Here is a 19,335-nt window from a genome sequence, read left to right as displayed (position 1 = left end):
TCCTGTTTCAAAATTCCCGGTGGTTTTTACCCACTAATTCTGCTGAAGAGCCAAAAACTGTTTGGCCAATAACTCCACTGGTCTGGAACCAGAGATTGTCGATGGCGTCGGCATAAGGTGCGACGCTACCACCGTACGCGCAGCCGTACCCATAGCTGCCGGTACCCGTCACATCGTAGGAGGTACCGAGACAACCGCCGCTGCCACCCGCCGACAGCAACGTCCCGGCCGTGTAGCCGGTGGGATCGAAAATCCCATCGTCCAGCATGTTGTTGTCAACAACCTGCTGGCGGTTCGCCAATGTGTCTGAGCCGTAATAAAGCGTAGCAAATGTCCCCACCGTGGCACCCTGCCAAGAGCGGACATCGTTCGGATCGGTGATCAAGGCCGCATGTGTGCTTGAAGCGAATAATAAGGCAAGCGCTCCGGCCACGCAGGCCGCATCCATTTTGTAATTTATTCCTGTAAACATGATATTTCCCTCGCTCAAGTAAAATTCAGATCGCATGAATCACTAAGCACTATAAATGCCAAAATTTTTTTATTGAGTTATTTCAATAAGTTGATAATTTCTGGCTGCGAGAAAAAACATAATTGTAAAAAAAATCGACTCTGATTCTACTAATCGTCACGGGGTCAGAGCGTCACAGTTGGGTAGGGAGGGCACGTTTTATAGTGCCCATGCGGACTATGGTGAAGTCGACAATCGATGGATGTGGCAAGCAGCAATATTAATGAATCGCGTGGGCAACCCCAGAGACGGGTTGCCCACCCTGCTTGGCTGTAATGATCGAGTCGGGTTACGGGGTTAGAAGGTATGGCCGGCGCTGAGCATAACTACCCAAGGGTTGATGTCGACATCTATGCTGCCGAGTCCGTCGCCCAGTTTGGCCTTGGTCGCGATGTCGATGTACCAGAGCTGGCCGCTTATGAACCAGTCCTGGTTCAGGTCGATATCGATTCCCGCCTCAAGCGCCAGGCCCCAGGAATCGTCGAGGCGGATGCTATCGGTGAGGGTAGCTAGTGTGCCGGTGGTCTTTTCGTTGAAGAAGGTAGTGTAGTTGATGCCAGCGCCGACGAAGGGTCGGATTCCGGCTTCGGGGGCGAAGTAGTATTGCAGGGTTACTGTTGGTGGCAGGTGTTCCACTTCTGCAACCTTGTCCAATCCTTCGATGCTTCCCTCGCCCTGAATGTCATGCTTGAACGGCACTGCGCCGAGAACACCGATGCCGAGGTTGTTGTTCAGCTGGTAACCCAGCGAGATGCCGAGGCTGGTGGAACTGTCGACCGAGACCTCAGCGCCGGTTACGCCCGACAGCTCACCGCTGTCATCGTTGGGGCCGACATTCACGGGCCCGACGCGAACCAGCCAATCGCCGGGCGCAGCCATTGCAGTGGCGCTCATAAATCCCATGACTACTACCATTCCTGCACCTGCCCACAACCTGATACTGCGCTTCCACATAGTCTTCTCCCATTATTGTTTTATCGACACCTCACCATCTACGGACACGGCCGCGATGCAGGATGTCGCACTGAAACTATTCACCTTGCGGCAGGCGCTACTGTGTACGAGGAGGGTTTCTGCAACATTGACCCAGATCAATAAAAGTGTGGGTAATGCCTTTAGGGCATGAAGATAGACGAGCCGATTTTTGGAATACGCTGCGCCATGGCGGCGCTGCAGAACAGGTCAGTGGGCTGATCCGCCAGCTGGGAGGCGGATGGACTTAGGCGTGTCGAATGGGTTTTTCGCCGAAGGCGCCGGACAGACGGTGCAGATGCTCCATGTCGTGGATTTTCACGAACTTGTTCTGCACGGTCAATAGTTCTTCGTTTTGCAGGCGGGTAAACAGGCGGCTGACGGTCTCTACCGCCAGCCCGAGATAATTGCCGATATCGTTGCGCGACATGCTGAGGCGGAACATCTGCGAGGAGAACCCGCGCTGGTGAAATCGGCTGGAGAAATCGAACAGCAGGGCGGCCAGGCGCTCATCCGCCGACATCCGCCCCAGTAACATCATCATCTTTTCATCATGGTGGATCTCGCGGCTCATGAGCCGCAGCAATTGGCGCTGCAATCCCCGGATCCTCATCGACAGTTCTTCGAGCCCCTCATAAGCGACCTCACAGACGCTGCTGGTCTCCAGCGCGCGCGCGGAGCAGGGGTAGACACCGGCGTCGATGGCATCCAGGCCAATCAATTCCCCCGGCAGGCTGAAGCCTGTGACATGATCCTGGCCGTTGCTGGAGGCGGTGAAGGTTTTCACGGAACCCGAGCGTATGGCGTACAGCGTCTGCATCGGATCGCCGGCACGGAACAGATATTCCCCGCGCCGCAAGGGACGGCGCCGCCGGATGATCCGGTCCAGCAGATCCAGGTCCGCGCCCTCGATCTCCATGGGGAGGCACAGCTGATACAGGCTACAGTCCCGACACGCCACGCCCTGGAGGCAGGCCTGGATGTTCGGGGAGGGCGGTGGTGTCGGGTCAATAACCGTATTGTTCATATGGCAATTGGAGCAGATTTTCCGGCGGGAATCAATCGCCGGATCGATTGAAATCGGTATGTAAAATCACCCCCTGCCTACGCGGAGGGCAGAGCTATGTTTCAATGGCGTTCGGCCTTATTGGTTTTTTCTTGCGGACGATTTCGGTTGTATCAGGCGCAAAAAAAGAAACCCGGCCAAGCCGGGTTTCTCTGTGGAATATCGAAAGAAAAACAGGATGTTATTTGCGCATCCGCCGAATTCCGAACCCTAATAATCCAAGTCCCATCAGTGCAAGGCTGGTGGGTTCGGGAACAGCGCAAGGCGGTTGGCCTGGATTGCCACACGTGCCAAAAGTCCTGCTGCCCATCGTCGAGGACACCGCAGCATAGTCCCAGGCATCAATATTAGACCCATGATAGGCCACCGGCGTTAATGTCTGACCATTGGCCTGTAAGCCGGTGGCGACAAAACCCGTTGTGGAATTGTCATTAATGCAATGGGTAGTTGGGTCTGCGCGACAGGCGTCCAGACCGCTTACAAAAAGCGGAGAGGCGGAATCGACGACTGCCTGAGAAGATGGATAAGAGCCGAAGAAACCGGTAAATGCGTCAACACCGATGAGACTGTTGATTTCATTGATGCCCGATTGAAAAGCATCGTGATCGGTGCCCAGCATCAGACCCCCGCCCCGCAGACCAAGCTGGGTCGCATAATTTTGTATCCATGCATCTTCAGGCGACATTCCATTGGCATTTGTCCAGGTGACATCGGAAGAAATAATCCGGCCATCAAGGATCAGGTTTTTATCACTAAGGCCATTGTACCAATTCGCTATGCCGGCATAGTTCTGCATTTGGGTGCTTGACGTGTCTGTAAGATGATACAGGTCATACACAAAGATTTGGTCAAAGCCGGCGTAATCAGAATAAACCGCCTGATCAAGATTGCGTATGGTGACGGTGTGACCAGCGGCTGACAGCATATTTGCTATCCTGTTTCCGTCATCAACATAAGACCCATAATCATCAACGTGCGCAAACAGGATTTCATACGCAGTTGCGTTGAATGATGCGCCAAGAATGCAGGCCGCGAATAGCGCCTTTAATTGGTTTTTAATATGCATGATTGTTATCCCCTTTCCCTGATAGATAAATAGTTAACTGCCACGAATCTGCTTTATCAGCAATGTGTTTAAGCGTCTGCAAGGGAGCCGGCGCACGTGGTCGAGCCTGCTACATTTGCAATGATTCAGTTGCAATGCGATAAGCATGCCAACAAACATAAGCTGAAATCTATCGTATTGTATGCAATGGAAATTTTCGGGAAATGTGATTCGGTATTACTCTATCGCGAGGCTAATGCGGGTTTGGCTGTAAAAAATATCGACACAGATCTTCCCGGCAAGATTCATTGCAGGACTGATCCAGGGATCAAAAGGTACAGATTGAATCTGGTGGTTATGGGTTTATTTTTGTTCGGGCAGGCTAATGGAATGAACAGGTAACGAGATGTGCGGACAATCAGTTAAACCTGAATCCGTGGCTTAACCGCGGCGCCAGGCACAAGCACTTGCTTCCACAGGGGATCAAAAAATACCCGCTTAAGCTAGGGTGAAGCTAAGATTTTTTGAAATCCCTGTGAAATCTCTGTGAAACCCCTATGCAACCAAAAGCTTGCACCATGCATCCACGTTTAAACCACGGATCCAGGTTAAAGAGAGCAGCCATAAATCGTTCGCTGTTAAAAGGCCGAATGGCGCTTGCTTAAGGCGGAATCCAGGGAAATTGCCGCCATTAGTAGACCGACGATTTTTTCACAGGCTCTCAGTATTCGAGCTTCAGTTCCAACAGCTGTTCCTTGGTGACGCCGGGTACATCATTGCGTTGTTTCCAGCGGTTGAGAAACCAGGCGTCTTCACCTACCCATGCCTTGAACAGCGCGAAATTCTTTTGCCGTTCCTCATCGCTGGAGCCCAGGTGCTGATACATATTGCCGGGCTTGCCGTCTTTGGTGTTGTTGCCATCATCCAGGCGACGCATGAGTGCGCCGGTATCCGGCCAGCCGACAAAATAGATCAGGTCTGCGTAGGTATCCATGCGCGGTCCCTGTAGCCTCTTTTTGTACTTTTCCTTGTCTTCGCCATAGTTACCGGCATAGGGGGCATTTACGCCATGACAGGTGCTGCATTTGGCCTGCCAGAGCGGCTGGATATGCTTGCGGTAGCTGACATCATCCGCCAGGGCGGAGCTGGTCAGGATCAGGCCGATGCTCGCGAGAAGTAGTTTGTTTTTCATATTGTTTTTCATGGCATCCTCCGTGAATCGATGGGTAACACCTGGCGGGATAGGCGCGTTGGCCTGTGTGCGGGTGTCTTATGATAACTTATGGGTAACTTATAGTTAGAGCGCTTTTAGCAGGTCTCTTTTTTTGTACCAGCCTGTCATGCTCAATCGCTGTCGTGTTGCCGGTAGTACTTCATGGGGGAAGTCGGCGCTCATGAAGACCACCAGCTTTCCGGCGGCAGGGTAAACCCGCTGTAGCGGGCTGCGGCTCTGCCGGTCGATATAGAGTAGCAGCTCACCGCCGGATGTGGGTTGCCAGTCATCATTTAGATATAAGATGACCGACACCTCTCTCAGGCTCGCACCACGAAACTGGTCCACGTGTCGCCGGTAGCGATCACCGGGCAGGTAGACGGACAGGTGTGCCTCGAAGTCGACCAGGCCGAGATAGAGTCGCCGGTTCAGGGTGGCGCGTAACCGTTCAATGGTCTGCCAGTAAATCGCCTGGGCGGGCGAGCTGTGCTCCGGGGCCAGCCAACTGACCTTGTCGCTGCGGATGGTCTGGTCGATGATCCGGTCCTGTCCCCGGCCGACACCGGCCGGATTAAACGCGCCCTGTTGCCATTGCGCCAATGCCTCCTGGCGCAATTCCGCCACTACGGCGGGGGCGATAAGATCGTCGCACGCGCTCCAGCCCTGTTGTTGCAGGTCATTGGCGATGTTTTCAAAGGGGGTTTCAAGGCAGGCGGCAGTCGATCGTTCTAGCATGATTGCGACAACCATCCGTGCGCGGTGATAGGGTTATACATGCCTGATAGTCCAGCGCGGCCGACCCGCTGTCAATCCATTGTCGAGCGAATGTCGAGCGAAAAAATTCATCATGACAATCGGTTTTTTTAATTGATCATGGCCTGCTGTTCCTTGCATGGATCATGGTCGGTGCTGCGACCGGTCGGTGACCTTTCGTATGGCCGCTCCCAGCAGCAGGGGGGCCAGCTTTTGGGTCAGCAGCGTGCTGGCCGCCATCGGCAAGCGCATGCGGCTGAACAGATAGCCACTGGCCAGGGCGATCCCGAGTGCGGCCCAGGGATGCTGATGCAGCCAGGCGCCAGGGCTGGCCATTTGTGCCGCTGCACGCAGGCGGGCCTTGGCCTGTTCGGTGGTCAGCGGGTGAGGCGTATCGCTGTCCATAGCAGCCCCCCCGCAATGATCAGGAAAACAAGCCCCACCATCAAGGCCGCGCCGGGCATTCCCACCATCAGGCTCAGCCACTGAAAGAGTGCCCACAGGCAGAGACTGATGCCGGCCACCATCAGGATGGCCCCTACCCCCAGACTGGCGATGCCCATGCCGGTGCGCAGGGTGCTGCGGCGCAGGGCCCGGCCTTCGGCCTCGAACAGGTCGGCTATCGCGATGACAAACTCAGCCAGACTGTTCAGTGTTTACCCCTCATGTCCATGAGTTTGGCGATGATGAAACCGATGCCGAAGGCGGTCAGCACGCTGCCGGCAGGGTGTGCGGTGATTTTATCTTCCACATCCGCCGCCGCTGAGCGGCCCTGATTGAGGACCTCATCGAGCTTGCTTTCGATGTCTTCCCACGCCCCCTGCACCCGCCGTTGGGCGTCGGCTTTGGTGCTCGATACCTTCTCGGACGCGACACTCTTGATCGCCGAGGTCAGGTCTCCGATGTCGGTGCGCAGTTTGGCGATGTCTTCCTTGAGGGTATCCAGTTCTTTGCGAATCGCGTCTTCAGCCATTTGAGATCTCCTTGTCAGTGTTTCATTATCGTTGTTGATGTTTTCCGCCACGGCGCATCGTTTGGCCTACCCCCAGGGGGTGTAAGACTTGCTGCGGCCATATAGGGGCTGCATGCCATTGCCTTTACCCCTGCCTCTATCGTGACTTCTAATGCGTAACTTTTCCTGGTTGCTTCTCTTGGTTACTACTAAAGCTTAGTACAAAGAATTCGCGGTGAGGCAAGCCGGGAAGGTCAAAAAGGGGAAGAAACAAGGCGGGGCGGCTGTTGTCCGCAAACCCCGGTGGCCCGGCTCAGAAATAGCGGGTGAGTTCGAGTTGCAGGTAATCGTCGTTGCGCACCCCGGCGAGCAGGTCGCTGTGCTTGATGCCCATGAAGGCCTGGCCCTGCAGGCTCAGCTTCCAGGACTCTCCGAGACGCCGGCTGGATTCCAGGCTGAGCAGGCGGCTGCGGTCGTCGCTGTCCAGGATCATGCCGAGCAGGAATTCCGTGGACTGTGCGTCATTGAGGGTGAGTCGCGCGCCTAACATAAAGTCGTCGGCAAAGGGCGTGGTGGCGTCGCCGCCGCGGTCATCGTACAGCAGTTCGGCGATCACGCCGAGATCCATATTGCTCTGCGCGATACCCACTATGGTGTATTCAAGTCCGGCGGTGACGGCTGCGTAAGGTTGGTTCAGGCCGGAGCGATGAATCGCCTCGGCCTTCCATAACCAGGCGCCGAGGGTGGCTTGTAGATCCAGGCCCCATTGTTCGATGAGCGGGTAGACGGGGATCAACACCGGCTGGCCCTGACTGTCGGTGCCGGGGGTAAACAGCGGCTCGCGGCTGGTGCCGTTGAAATAACTCACGCCGATATCCCAGTCGCCGAGGTAGTGTTTCCAGCGGGCGGCATAGTCGATATGTTGCGCCTTATCGCTGGATTCGTATCGGGCCTGGTCGGTATCCACCGGCGGCACGCTGCGCAGGCGGCCGTCGACGCCGGGAAAGCTGCGCTCCCGAAAGCCGGGCAGCACGAACAGGTCCAGCGTGCCCCAGTCGCGAATCAGGGCGAGGTTGATCATCGGCTGGCCGAACTTTTCTTCGCCGTCGGTGGCCTCGACCAGGTCGGTCTGATTGATGATGTCCACCAGGTGCTGCGATTCCGTGACGCCCCAGAAAACCTTGCGCAGGCCGAGGCGCAGCTCCCAGTCATCCGCCGCCTTCAGCCAGGTGAGTTCACGAATGTCCGCATGGCTGCGTTGCTCGTCCGACTGGTCCCAGCGGATAAAGGGCACAAAGGTGAAGCTCTGCCGGTTATCGTCCCAGGCCGTGTAGTACTCAGGCTGGGCGGCGAGTGAAAGGTTGGCGTCGTGCTGGCGCGCATCGAGTGGGCTGTCGGCAAAGGCGCGCCATTCGCCGCTGATATAACCGGACCACTGGCCGGCCTGACTGGCGGCCGGGGCCGAAAGCAGCAGCAGCCCGCAGACCAGCAGGGGGTTGCGCCGGCGCATGCTCAGCGCGCCCGTTTCAGACTGTTGCGATCAAAGTCGCGGGCCGTCAGGCCGGTTTTGAAGCGGTAGTCCGTCCAGAAAAGGTCGGTGCTCTTCTGGGTGATGTGGTTGACCACGCTCATCTTCGCCGGCCGCCAGAACTGCCCCTCATATTGCTGGTGGCCGGTGGCGGTGAGTGTTTTGAGCAGCTCATCCTTGCGGTCATAAAACTCGACCTTGAGCGGCTGATACATTTCCTTATCCAGCCAGGTGATCAGGCGGGTATAACCGGAATGCTGGTAGGCGGGCCGGCGCTCGATGACGAAGCAGTCGCGCCCGTCGAGGCTTTCATCGCGCAGGTATTTATAGGTGTATTTCTGCACCTCCTGCGATGACAGATCCTCGTAGGCAAACTCGCTGCCCATGAAGGGTCCGGACTTGTTGTTGGAGGAGATGCGTTTGACGCGCTTGAGCGCGGGCAGGTACAGCCATTGCTCATCGGGCGTGAGGGCGTGGGTGTAGCTCAGAAAGGCGGTGCCCTTGACGTCGTTGGGGGTGTCGAAAATGCTCATGGAGAGATCGCCGTCACCCTCGACCTCCAGGGTCTTGCTGCGAATGCTGCGCCGGCTCTCCTGGCCGTGACGGTTTCGCAGCACCATCTCCAGACTGGCGGTCTGGTCCTGCCAGCCGGTATCGCGCCGGTCGGCCTCGATGGCGATCTCCAGGCCCCTTTGCTCGGGGGTTTGCGCCATGGCCAGCAGTGGCAGGCAGGCGAGGCCGAGGGCAAGACAGCGAATAAGCGGGGAAGAGGATTTATGCATGACCAGGCTCCTTGATGGGGGTTTCAGCGTGCGGTGTGGGGGCGTGTCTCCTAGCCGGTCCCTTGTCGAACAGCATCAGGAGGGGCGGCAGTAACAGAAAATCGGCCAGCAGGGCGAAGCTGATCACGATGGCGGTGAGCAGGCCCATGCCGGCGTTCAGTTCAAAGCTGGACAATGACAATATCAGGAAGCCCACCACCAGCACCACCGAGGTGGTGAACAGGGCCATGCCCACATTGCGGAAGGCGTAGCGCACCGCGGCCTCGGCATCGAGGCCCTTTTCGCGGCGGGCGCGCAGGTATTTGCTCAGGAAGTGGACGGTGTCATCGACCACGATGCCCAGGGTCATGCCAGCGACGATGGACAGGCTGAGCCCGACCTCGCCGACCAGCAGTCCCCACAGGCCGAAGCCCATGGCCGCCGGTATCAGGTTGGGGATCATGCTCAGCAGGCCGATCCTGATCGAGCGCAGGGCGATCACCAGGATCAGCGAGATGCCGATCAGGGCGAGGGTGGTGCCCGTCAACATGCTGACGATGTTGCGCTTGCCGATATGGGCAAACATCATCGTGGTGCCGCTGCCCCTGCTGTTGTCCGTAATGCTACCCGCAATGGTGCCCGCAATGTTGGGTGCGTTGGCGTCCAGCCAGTCGCTGGCGCGTTTATCCAGCGCCAGCAATTCATTGGTCGACAGGGTCTTGAGGGTGGCGGTAAAACGGATCGCGGATTTATCCACATTGATCTGATTGTTCAGATCCAGCCCATAGGGCAGGGACATCTCGTATAACAGTAAATACTGTGCCGCAAGATCACGTTCGTCGGGCAGGCGATACCATTGCGGATCATCGCCATGCAGGTTTTTGTTCAGACGCTTCATGATGTCGGTGAGGGTGTTGACGTGAATCGTCTCCGGCTGTGCGCGATACCAGTCGGTAAACGCGCTCACCTCGCGGAGAAATTCGGGCTTGCTGATGCCGCCGGCTTCGCCCGCGTCCAGCGAATAGTCGATGATGTAGAGACCGCTGAGATTGTCGATCATGAAATCCGCGTCGGTGCGAAAGCTGATGCTCTCGTCAAAGTAGTGCACAAACACATCGTTCAGTTCGTTGCGGGGTATGGCCGCCACCAGAATGGCGACCACGATGGCCATGCCCCAGACCAGTTTGTGGCGCTGCCTGACCACAAAATCGCCGAGCCGATGCATCATGTGGCTGTCATCGTTGATGACCGGGCGCACCCGTACCGGTAACACCGTCATCAGTGCCGGCAACAGGCTCACCGACAGAAAGAAGGAGGCGACCACCCCCATGGCGACCATGGTGCCGAGATGCTGGAACGGCGGCACGTCGGAAAAATTCATGCTCATGAAACCCAGCGCGGTGGTCGCACTGGCAAGAAACACCGGCGACATGTTGATGCGCAGGCTTTCCACGATGGCCTCTTTTTTGGCGCGCCCCATGCGCATCTCGTGCAGCAGGGTCACCAGAATATGCACACAGTTGGCGATCGCCATGGTGAGCACGATGGTGGGCGTGGCGGACGACGGCGGCGTCAGCGGAAAGCCCAGATGGCCGCCCAGGCCCATGGCCGCCATGATCGAACCGATAATCACCAGCAGGGTGGCGAAGGTGCCGGAGAAGCCGCGGATCATCAGCCCGAGGGTGATCAGCATCAGCGCAAAACTGATGGGCACCAGTTTTTGCATGTCGCCCTTGGCGGCCTCGGCGAAGGCGTTGTTCATGAACACCATGCCGCTGAGGTAGATGTCCAGGTGCGGATACTGGCTCTCGATTTCCGCGGCGAGGTTGCGGGCGAAGGCGGCCACCTCGGGCACCTCGGTGGGCGTGTTGCCCGGTAGCTGTACGGTCACGTTGACGCCGGTGACATGGGCGCGATCGGAGATGATGCGATTCAGCAGCACGGGTTCGCTGAGGGCGATGCGGCGGATCTTGGCGCGGCTCTGTTCGTCAAGTTCCAGCTCCGCATCCACCAGATCCATGACCAGCAGGTCATCCCCCTCGGCCTCGGTGTGCTGGAAGTTGGCAATGGAATCGACACGGATTGAGTAGGGCGTCTGCCAGGCCTTTTCGGTGAGCGTCCTGATCGCCTCGAGGGTGTCTTTGCCAAATGCGTCGCCATCCCTAGGCGCGAGGATGAACATCACGTTGTCATTCTTGGTGTACATCGCCTCCAGGGCATCGAAGGCCAGCAGTTGCGGGTTGTCGGCGCTGAAAAACACCCGGTAATCGGTCTTGAAGGCCAGGTGCTTGCCACCGCTGGCGGCGGCCATAACCATCAATAGTGCGGCCAGCATGACCAGCCAGGGATGCCGGGTGACCCATTGGGCATAGCGAATGATGAAAGTCGATTCACTCATGATGATGGTCTCGCATGGCGTTATCCTCGGGCCCGTTTTTGGTTTTGGTTAGTGTCCGTGACAGCCTTGCGCCGCTGCCTGTTGCTTCATCTGTCACTAAAGATAAAAAGCTAGCGTCTGCTGAGCCCGGTCAATAACAGCCGCACCACACTCTCGGCGCGCTGTTCAAAGTGCGCGATGCTGTACAGGGGCATCAGCAGCGGCAGGTTAAAGCTGGTCAGCGCGGTGGCGATGGCCTCGGCGGCATCATCGACATCCGTCACCGCAAACTCATCGCGCTGGATACCGTCTTCCAACAGGGTCACCAGCAGCTCATGTTCACTCAGCTTGTAAGCGTCCAGGATATCCATGCGGGTCGCGCAGATGGCGTTGACCATTTCATTGATGCGCGGATCGTTGGTCCACTGGCCGTGGGTGTAATGCAACATGTGTAGCACAACATCGTGCAGGCGCTCGGGCGCCGGCAGTTGATGCTGTTCGATGATCTCCCTGACCCGCGTTAATTTGGTATCCAGACAGCCGCAGGCGAGGTTGGCGCCAATGTCGAGTTTGTTCTGGAAGAAGCGATACAGGTTGGCGGCGGACATCTGACAGTCCCGGGCGATTTCGGCCATGGTGGTTTTGTTGTAGCCAAACTGGGCGAAGCGCTCACTGGCGGCAGCGAGGATGCGGGCGCGGGTCGCCTCGCTGGCGTCTGTGGCCGGATCTGTGGCTGGGTCTGTGGCGAGAGGGTTCATGCGCAAAGACTGTAGTCGCTGACTTGTGAATAATCAATAAAGTATTCATTATTCAGTCGCGGGATGACGGGCGGGCGCGGCCACTGCGGGTTTGCGCGCTCGGGGGCCGGATGGGTGGCTGTAATTTATGCAGCATTCGGGATACTGTCGGCACAGCGAAGTCTGGAGGCCTATCGATATGTCTAGCAGGATGACTAGCAGGAAATTATTGTTGAGCAGGTCTGGGGTCAGCGCCCTGTGCTGCGCCTGCCTGCTGTGGGCGTTGCCGGTGGTCGCGGCGCCGCCGGCCGAACCGGCGGTTGATGCCCAGGCCGCCCAGGCCCCCCTGCAGTTTGGTCTGTTGCCTTACATGAGCACGCGCAAACTGTTTGCCTACTATCTGCCCATCAAGCAATACCTGGAAAAGACCCTGGGGCGTCCGGTGCACATGAGCACGGCCCCCGACTTTGCCACCTACCTCGAACGTGCCCGCCGCGGCGAGTACGACCTGTATCACACCGCCCCGCATTTTGCGGCGCAGGCAGAATATGAACTGGGTTATCAGCGGGTCAGTCGGCTGTTGCGTGAACTGGACGGAAGCATTGTGGTTGCCCGCGATGGCCCCATCCAGCGGCCAGAGGATTTGCGCGGGCGCACCCTGTCCGCCCCCGATCCCTTGGCGATCATCACCTTTCTGGGCGAGCAGTGGCTGCAGGATAACGGCCTGCAACCGGGAGTCGACGTGGAGGTGAAAAATTTTCCGTCCCACAATACGGCGATCCTCGCGGTACTGCGTGGCGAGGCGGCGGCGGCGGTGACTTCGGCGGCGGTGTTTGAGAACATGTCAAAAAAGGTGAGCGACAAGTTGCGCATTCTGACGCATACCAAAAAGGTGCCGCATATGATGTTCATGGCCAGCCCCCGTGTCGCGGGGAAAGAGCTTGCGGCGTTGCGCAAGGCGATGCTGGGTTTTACGGCCAGGGCAGACGGTAAGGCATTTTTTGCCACCACCGGTTATGGCGACATGGGGGTGATCGGCGATGCGGAAATGCAGCAGCTGAAACCGTTTATTGCTGAACTGGGCCTGCGGATGAAGGCGCAGTGAACCGCACGCAAAACTACGGCTGGCGATCGCTACGCTTCAAACTGGCGATTACCAGTGCGCTGGTGGAGGTGGCGATGCTGGCCATTCTTATCAGCAATAGCGCCAGCATCGCCACCCAGGCGCTGGAAGAACAGACCCGCTACCGGGTGAGTGAAATTGTGCCGCTGCTGAACGCCAGCCTGGCCAGCCCGCTGATACAGCATGACTATGCCACGCTGGATGAGATCCTCACGCAGGTGGTGCGCAAGGGTGGCATCGACTATATCGGTGTATCGGACGAGGATGCGCGTCTGGTCGCGGCGGTGGGTGAGCGGGCGGATGAATTTTCGCACGCGGAACAGCCGGGGAGTATCTCCGAACTATCCACTTATGGTTATCTTGAATTCCCCATCACCCTGGCGGAGATGGCGATCGGCAAGCTGCACATGAGTGTCGACATCGGCTTTCTGCAGGCCACCATCGGCACCCTGCGACGTGAAGGCATGTTGATTGCGGGAGCGGAGGTGGTGATCACCTTTGTCCTGCTGGTGCTGGTGGGTGTGCTGTTGACCCGTAACCTGGCGGTGCTGGTGGGCGCGGCGCGGGAAATGAGTGACGGCAATCTTGCGGTGCGGGTCAAGACCCGCTCGCAGGATGAGATCGGCGAAACGGCGCGGGCCTTCAATACCATGGCGGCCCGTCTGGAATTCTCCTACAGCTCGCTGAAAAAAAGCGAGCAGCGTTATCAGGCGCTGACCGAGGTGTCGCCGGTGGGTATTTTTAATACCAATGCCGCGGGCGAATGCATCTACGTGAATGAGCGCTACAGTGAAATCGCCGGTCTGCCGCAGGAAAAGTTCTATGGCACGGGCTGGGATTACATCCTGCACCCGGATGACCGGCAGCGGGTGATCAATAGCTGGACGACCTGCGTCGAAGCGGGGGTGCCTTACGTCAGTGAACATCGCATTGTCAGCGCCGTCGGCGGCGTGGTCTGGGTCTATGTGCAGGCGGTGAAATCCGCTGCCGCCGACGGCGGTTATATCGGCACGGTAACCGATATCACCCACCTCAAGTCGGTGGAGCAGGAGCTGGCGCGGCATCGGGATTCGCTGGAAGAACTGGTGGCGGCGCGTACCACGGAATTGCACGCGGCACAGCAGCGCCTGCTGCGTCAGGAACGGCTGGCGACCCTGGGCCAGCTGACGGCCACGGTCAGTCATGAACTGCGCAATCCGCTCGGCGTGATCAATAACGCCGCCTATATCCTGACGCGTAAATGCGCGAGCCTGATGGACCAGCAGGCGGACGATGTTGACCCTGAACTGAGGCAAGGCATTACCCATTATCTGCAGATGATTACGCGTGAAGTGGCTGCGGCCGATCGCATCATGTCGGATCTGCTGGCGACATCGCGCACCAAGGAGCCGGTCTTGCAGTGGGTCAACCTGGATGAGATTCTGGCCACGATCATTGAGCAGAAACCGTTCCCGGAAAACATTCAATGGCGCTACGAGTCGGCGCCTTCGCCGTTCATGTTACGGGTCGATCCCCTGCAGCTGAGTCAGGTATTAAAAAACCTGCTGGTCAATGCGGTGCAGTCCATCATCGCGGCGGGTATCGGCGACGGTAGCGTGCGCCTGTCGGCAACCACGGTGGGTGGCCAGTACCAGTTGCGGATCAGCGACAATGGCCCCGGTATCGCGGCGGCCGAGCGCGCGCAGATTTTTGAGCCCCTGTTCACCACCAAGGCGAAGGGCAACGGTCTGGGGCTGTGGATCTCGCGTGAAATCGTTCGCGCCCACGGCGGTGATATCGTGCTTGAGCCGGCTGCCGGCGAAACGGCGGGGGCCACGTTCGAGATCATCCTGCCCCGAGGGATGCGTGACGGCGTGTAGCGGACGCTACGCCACCTGTACTGTTTGAAACGGGTCACCGCTGACGACGTGAACTGTCTCCATGAGTTGACGCCGTGAACTGTCACCGTGAACCATCACCGTAAATTAATATCTTAAATAAGGTAACGAATCGCGCCAGGGCAATTCGTTGCAAAATGTGGGTTGTGGCGGACAGAATGTTTGTTGATGCGTACGCTGACAATTTGTGGGAAATTTACTGTCCTGACTCAATTACTTAACTTGCATTTCGCAAGCGTTACGGTATCTAATTCGCACTCATAGTAGCGTGGTTGAATACCACGCGCAGTCAACTATAGGTTGCGCAACATTCACTTGTATGTTCGTTGCGCGGGAGGAGAGTTTTTTGGAAACCGTAACAAAACGAATTCTGGTCGTCGATGATGAGACCAACATGCGCGCCACGCTGGCGGATATTCTCAGTGATGAAGGTTACCGTATTGATACGGCCCCTGACGGCCTGTCGGCGGTACAAATGTGCGAGCAACAGGATTACGATGTCGTGCTGCTGGATGTGCGCATGCCCGGCATTGATGGCGTGGAGACCTTTCGGCGTATCCATCGCCACAATGAATCCGTGCGCGTGGTGATGATGAGCGCCTATAGCATGGACGATCTGAAACGTGCCGTGCTGGACGAGGGGGCGATCGCCTTTTTATCCAAGCCGCTGGATATCGAAAATGTGATCAGCCTGATTCAGGATGTGCGTGAGACATCGGTGCTGGTGGTGGAAGGTGATATAGCGACCGCGGATGCGCTGCGTGATTCGCTGAAACAACAGAGCTTCTGGGTGAAGGTGACCTCATCGCCGCACGATGCCCTCGAGCTGATGGAGCAGATCCATTTCGATATCGTGCTGATTGACGCGCAGTTGCCGACCATGAATGGCCTGGAGCTCTATCTCGCGATGAAGAAATTGTCGCCGAGTTCGGTGGCGATCATGATCAGCAGCAAGGAAGAGAAAGCGGTGCGCCTGGCCAGGGAGGCGGTGCGGCAGACCGCCTACACCATGGTGCACAAACCACTGGATATGGAAAATCTGCTGGGCCTGCTGACCCGGGTCATCCAGCAGCGCATCTCCAACGCCATCAGTAAACCGCAGCTGGGCGCCTCATTCTAGCTCCCAGCGCCGGTGAAATAATCGAGGGCCGCAACCGGCCAGTGGTTTTTCACCGGCTTTGCGTTTTCTCCCACCAATGCCGCCTGCCTGACGGGCCCGCAATGTGCCTACAGGCAGAGCGCCCGCGTGCAGGGCCTGCTTTACAGGACCTGTTATGAGCGCCTGCATAACATAAAGATCCCTCCCTGCTTGCCGATAGCCTATTTTAAATAGAGCATAAATAGATCGGTATTCTGGCGTTGCCTCACAAAGGTCACACAAAGGGTAGGGTAGATGATTGAACGGGTGAAAACGGATCGGCGGCGCGGGCTGCCCTGTGCTGGTGGGCCGGCATGAAGGCGCTGATGGATGAGCTGCGCGAAGACAGTTATTTGTTCAGTGCCAATGCGGCCTTCGTGGAAGACCAGTATGCCGCCTACCTGCAAGACCCCGCATCGGTCAGCGATGACTGGCAGGCCTTTTTTGGCGAACTGCAGGGACGTGGCGAGACCCTCGTCACCGAGGTGGATCATCAGGCGGTACGTGACGATTTCCGGCGCATGGCGAAACAGCCGCGCGCGGCGGCCCCGGCCGTTAGCCCGCAGCAGAAATTCTGCCTGGATGCAAAACAGGTGGCGGTCCTGCAGCTCATCAACGCCTACCGCTTTCGTGGCCATCAGCATGCCGAGCTTGATCCCATCAGCCTGAGTGAACAGGAGCTGGTGCCGGAACTGCATCCCGCCTTTCACAAGTTGGCCGAGGAGGATATGGATACGGTGTTTAACACCGGCTCCCTGGCCGGCGGTGAAACGGCCCCCCTGCGCGAAATTCTGGAGACCCTGCGTCGCACTTACTGCGGGCATATCGGTGTGGAGTACATGCACATTACCGATACCCAGCAGAAGCGATGGCTGCAACAACGGCTGGAGAGAAGGGCGACCAGTCAGGCATTAAGCGATGCGCAGCGGCTGGACATGCTCAAGGCCCTGCTGGCCGCGACCGAGTTTGAGAAATATCTGCACGCGCGCTACGTCGGGCAGAAACGTTTTTCCCTCGAGGGGGCGGAGTGCCTGATTCCCATGCTCAATCAGCTGGTGCAGCAGGCGGGTGAGAACCGTGTCGCCGAGGTGGTGTTGGGCATGGCCCATCGCGGCCGTCTCAATGTGCTGACCAATGTGCTGGGCAAGGATCCGGCCCTGCTGTTTGATGAGTTCGAGGGTAATGTGCAGGCCCACACCGAGAACGGTTCGGGCGACGTGAAATACCATCAGGGCTTTTCCTCCGATATCGAAACGCCCGGTGGTATCGTGCATCTGGCCCTGCTGTTTAATCCGTCGCATCTGGAGATCGTCTGCCCGGTGGTGGGCGGCTCGGTGCGCGCCCGTCAGCACCGGCGTGATGACAAGAGTGGCAGCAAGGTGTTGCCGATACTGATCCATGGCGATGCGGCATTTTCCGGCCAGGGCGTAGTGATGGAAAATTTCAATATGTCGCAGGCGCGCGGTTTCAGCACCGGCGGCACCGTGCATATCATTATCAACAACCAGATCGGCTTCACCACCAGCAATCCGCTGGACTCGCGTTCCACCACCTATTGCACCGAGGTGGCGCGGATGATTCAGGCGCCCATCCTTCACGTCAATGGCGATGATCCGGAGGCCGTGGCCAGGGTGGTGCAGATCGCGCTGGATTTTCGCATGGTGTACCGGAAGGACGTGGTCATCGATATGTTGTGTTATCGACGTCATGGCCACAGCGAGGCGGACGAGCCCGCCGCCACGCAGCCGCTCATGTATAAACGTATTCGCCAGCATGCCCGCGTGTCACAACTCTATGCAGACCTGTTGATCGATGACGGCATGATCACGGTCGAGGCGATCGATGCGCTGAACGCGGACTATCGCAATGCCCTGGACAAGGGCGAGACCGTGGCGCCGAACATCGTGCACAAATACTATGACAAGCCCTACTGGGTGGACTGGAAGCCCTATCTCGAGGCCCACTGGGACGAGCAGGTCGACACCAGCAAACCGCAGCACTATATGCAGGATGTGGTGAATCGCCTCTATGCCCTGCCGGAAAATATCACCCCCCATCCCAGCGTGCGCCGCATTCTCGATGATCGGTTGAAAATGGCCGTGGGCGAGGCGCCGATGGACTGGGGCTTTGCCGAGACCATGGCCTATGCCAGCCTGGTGGAAGAGGGCTATCCGATTCGGCTCTCCGGCCAGGACAGCGGCCGCGGCACCTTTTTTCACCGGCATGCGATCATCCACGACCAGCAGGAGGGGCTGAGTTATACGCCGCTACAGCACCTGTCGGATGAGCAGGCCGACTTTGTGGTGATCGATTCGCTGCTGTCGGAAGAGGCGGTGCTGGCGTTTGAATACGGCTACAGCACGGCTGCGCCGTATGCGCTGGTGATCTGGGAGGCGCAGTTTGGCGATTTTGCCAATGGCGCACAGGTGGTCATCGATCAGTTCATTACCTCGGGTGAATCCAAGTGGGGTCGGCTGAGCGGTCTGGTAATGTTTTTGCCGCATGGCTTTGATGGCCAGGGGCCGGAACATTCCTCGGCCCGTCTGGAGCGTTATCTGCAGTTATGCGCGGAGAATAATGTACAGGTCTGCGTGCCGAGCGAACCCGCGCAGATGTTTCATCTGTTGCGTCGGCAGATGCTGCGCAAGATGCGCACGCCGCTCATTGTCATGACCCCGAAAAGCCTGCTGCGGCACAAGCTGTCGACCTCGCATCTGGCGGACCTGTCTGAAACCGGCTTTCGTCCGGTGATCAATGATCCCGACGAGATCGACGTGACAAACATCACGCGACTGGTGATCTGTACCGGCAAGGTCTTTTTTGATCTGCTGGACGCCCGCCGCAAGCGCGGTCTCACGCACATCGCCCTGCTGCGGGTGGAGCAGCTTTATCCGTTCCCGATCACGGCCTTTTGTGACCTGCTGGACGGCTTCTCCAACGCCAGGGAGATTGTCTGGTGCCAGGAAGAGCCACAGAACCAGGGCGCCTGGCAGCACATCTGGCCGACGCTGCGGGACAGCAAAAAGAAGCGGCAGGTGCTTTCCTATGCGGGCCGGCCGGCCTCGGCCTCGCCGGCAGTGGGCAATTACAAGAAACATATCGAGCAGCTACAGGCGCTGATCGATACGGCGCTGGGCGGCGCATAGGGAACCGCCGGAAGCCGGTATGAATTTACTATTGAGTCACATGAAAAGAATACCCTGCAATCAAGACGCGCTGAAAATACATCCATGTACGCTCGACAGCAGCATCCCTCGGTAACTGCTCCTGCGTTACTCTACC

General features: G+C 57.9%; 18 protein-coding genes. 5 read left to right on the top strand and 13 right to left on the bottom strand.

What is annotated here, in order from left to right:
* Nucleotides 1-7 precede the first annotated feature (7 nt).
* From RRB22_14930 to RRB22_14915, 4 genes are all read right to left on the bottom strand, one after another.
* Nucleotides 8-472: a hypothetical protein gene (locus tag RRB22_14930; protein ID MDT8385700.1), complete on the bottom strand. Its 465-nt coding sequence runs from the start codon at nucleotides 470-472 to the stop codon at nucleotides 8-10.
* A gap of 336 nt (nucleotides 473-808) precedes the next feature.
* Nucleotides 809-1,414 carry an OmpW family outer membrane protein gene (locus RRB22_14925; protein MDT8385699.1) on the bottom strand — a complete coding sequence of 202 codons (606 nt, stop codon included), beginning with the start codon at nucleotides 1,412-1,414 and terminating at the stop codon, nucleotides 809-811.
* A gap of 316 nt (nucleotides 1,415-1,730) precedes the next feature.
* Nucleotides 1,731-2,510 (bottom strand): fumarate/nitrate reduction transcriptional regulator Fnr, encoded by a 780-nt coding sequence (gene fnr, locus RRB22_14920; protein MDT8385698.1) that lies wholly within the window; start codon nucleotides 2,508-2,510, stop codon nucleotides 1,731-1,733.
* A gap of 220 nt (nucleotides 2,511-2,730) precedes the next feature.
* The gene (locus RRB22_14915; GenBank protein ID MDT8385697.1) at nucleotides 2,731-3,615 is read right to left on the bottom strand and encodes a PEP-CTERM sorting domain-containing protein; all 885 of its coding nucleotides are present in this window, start codon (nucleotides 3,613-3,615) and stop codon (nucleotides 2,731-2,733) included.
* 96 nt (nucleotides 3,616-3,711) lie between these two features.
* Between RRB22_14915 and RRB22_14910 the strand changes: the two genes are divergently transcribed.
* Nucleotides 3,712-3,996 carry a hypothetical protein gene (locus tag RRB22_14910; GenBank protein MDT8385696.1) on the top strand — a complete coding sequence of 95 codons (285 nt, stop codon included), beginning with the start codon at nucleotides 3,712-3,714 and terminating at the stop codon, nucleotides 3,994-3,996.
* A 319-nt stretch (nucleotides 3,997-4,315) separates the two neighbouring features.
* Here RRB22_14910 and RRB22_14905 read toward each other — a convergent pair whose 3' ends face one another.
* From RRB22_14905 to RRB22_14865, 9 genes are all read right to left on the bottom strand, one after another.
* A complete protein-coding gene (locus RRB22_14905; GenBank protein MDT8385695.1) occupies nucleotides 4,316-4,786 on the bottom strand; it encodes a cytochrome C in 471 nt (156 codons plus the stop codon).
* A gap of 105 nt (nucleotides 4,787-4,891) precedes the next feature.
* Nucleotides 4,892-5,542, bottom strand: coding sequence for a 2OG-Fe(II) oxygenase (locus tag RRB22_14900; protein MDT8385694.1), 651 nt, complete (start codon nucleotides 5,540-5,542; stop codon nucleotides 4,892-4,894).
* Between the two features lie 162 nt (nucleotides 5,543-5,704).
* Entirely contained in the window at nucleotides 5,705-5,965 is a 261-nt protein-coding gene (locus RRB22_14895; GenBank protein MDT8385693.1) for a hypothetical protein, read from the bottom strand.
* Nucleotides 5,938-6,123 (bottom strand): hypothetical protein, encoded by a 186-nt coding sequence (locus RRB22_14890; GenBank protein ID MDT8385692.1) that lies wholly within the window; start codon nucleotides 6,121-6,123, stop codon nucleotides 5,938-5,940. The genes RRB22_14895 and RRB22_14890 overlap by 28 nt, the downstream gene beginning before the upstream one ends.
* Before the next feature lie 86 nt (nucleotides 6,124-6,209).
* Nucleotides 6,210-6,533, bottom strand: coding sequence for a hypothetical protein (locus RRB22_14885; protein ID MDT8385691.1), 324 nt, complete (start codon nucleotides 6,531-6,533; stop codon nucleotides 6,210-6,212).
* 292 nt (nucleotides 6,534-6,825) lie between these two features.
* On the bottom strand, nucleotides 6,826-8,022 hold the full coding sequence (locus RRB22_14880; GenBank protein ID MDT8385690.1) for a hypothetical protein: 1,197 nt from the start codon (nucleotides 8,020-8,022) through the stop codon (nucleotides 6,826-6,828).
* 2 nt (nucleotides 8,023-8,024) lie between these two features.
* On the bottom strand, nucleotides 8,025-8,822 hold the full coding sequence (locus RRB22_14875; GenBank protein MDT8385689.1) for an outer membrane lipoprotein-sorting protein: 798 nt from the start codon (nucleotides 8,820-8,822) through the stop codon (nucleotides 8,025-8,027).
* Nucleotides 8,815-11,199, bottom strand: a complete 2,385-nt coding sequence (locus RRB22_14870; protein ID MDT8385688.1) for an MMPL family transporter — start codon at nucleotides 11,197-11,199, stop codon at nucleotides 8,815-8,817. The genes RRB22_14875 and RRB22_14870 overlap by 8 nt, the downstream gene beginning before the upstream one ends.
* A gap of 110 nt (nucleotides 11,200-11,309) precedes the next feature.
* Nucleotides 11,310-11,936 carry a TetR/AcrR family transcriptional regulator gene (locus RRB22_14865; protein MDT8385687.1) on the bottom strand — a complete coding sequence of 209 codons (627 nt, stop codon included), beginning with the start codon at nucleotides 11,934-11,936 and terminating at the stop codon, nucleotides 11,310-11,312.
* Between the two features lie 211 nt (nucleotides 11,937-12,147).
* Here RRB22_14865 and RRB22_14860 point away from each other — a divergent pair, with 211 nt between their 5' ends.
* The 4 genes from RRB22_14860 to RRB22_14845 all read left to right on the top strand — a co-directional run bounded on the left by RRB22_14860 (nucleotide 12,148) and on the right by RRB22_14845 (nucleotide 19,199).
* Nucleotides 12,148-13,020 carry a phosphate/phosphite/phosphonate ABC transporter substrate-binding protein gene (locus RRB22_14860; protein MDT8385686.1) on the top strand — a complete coding sequence of 291 codons (873 nt, stop codon included), beginning with the start codon at nucleotides 12,148-12,150 and terminating at the stop codon, nucleotides 13,018-13,020.
* Nucleotides 13,017-14,897, top strand: coding sequence for an ATP-binding protein (locus RRB22_14855; protein MDT8385685.1), 1,881 nt, complete (start codon nucleotides 13,017-13,019; stop codon nucleotides 14,895-14,897). The genes RRB22_14860 and RRB22_14855 overlap by 4 nt, the downstream gene beginning before the upstream one ends.
* 364 nt (nucleotides 14,898-15,261) lie before the next feature.
* Nucleotides 15,262-16,035, top strand: a complete 774-nt coding sequence (locus RRB22_14850) for a response regulator (protein ID MDT8385684.1) — start codon at nucleotides 15,262-15,264, stop codon at nucleotides 16,033-16,035.
* Between the two features lie 332 nt (nucleotides 16,036-16,367).
* Complete coding sequence (locus RRB22_14845) at nucleotides 16,368-19,199, top strand: 2-oxoglutarate dehydrogenase E1 component (GenBank protein MDT8385683.1); 2,832 nt, start codon at nucleotides 16,368-16,370, stop codon at nucleotides 19,197-19,199.
* The last annotated feature ends 136 nt before the right edge of the window (nucleotides 19,200-19,335 follow it).

The sequence above is a fragment of the Gammaproteobacteria bacterium genome, assembly GCA_032250735.1.
Lineage (GTDB): Bacteria > Pseudomonadota > Gammaproteobacteria > SZUA-152 > SZUA-152 > SZUA-152.
Note: the sequence above shows the minus strand (reverse complement) of the source record. Positions and strands in the feature narration are given on the sequence as shown.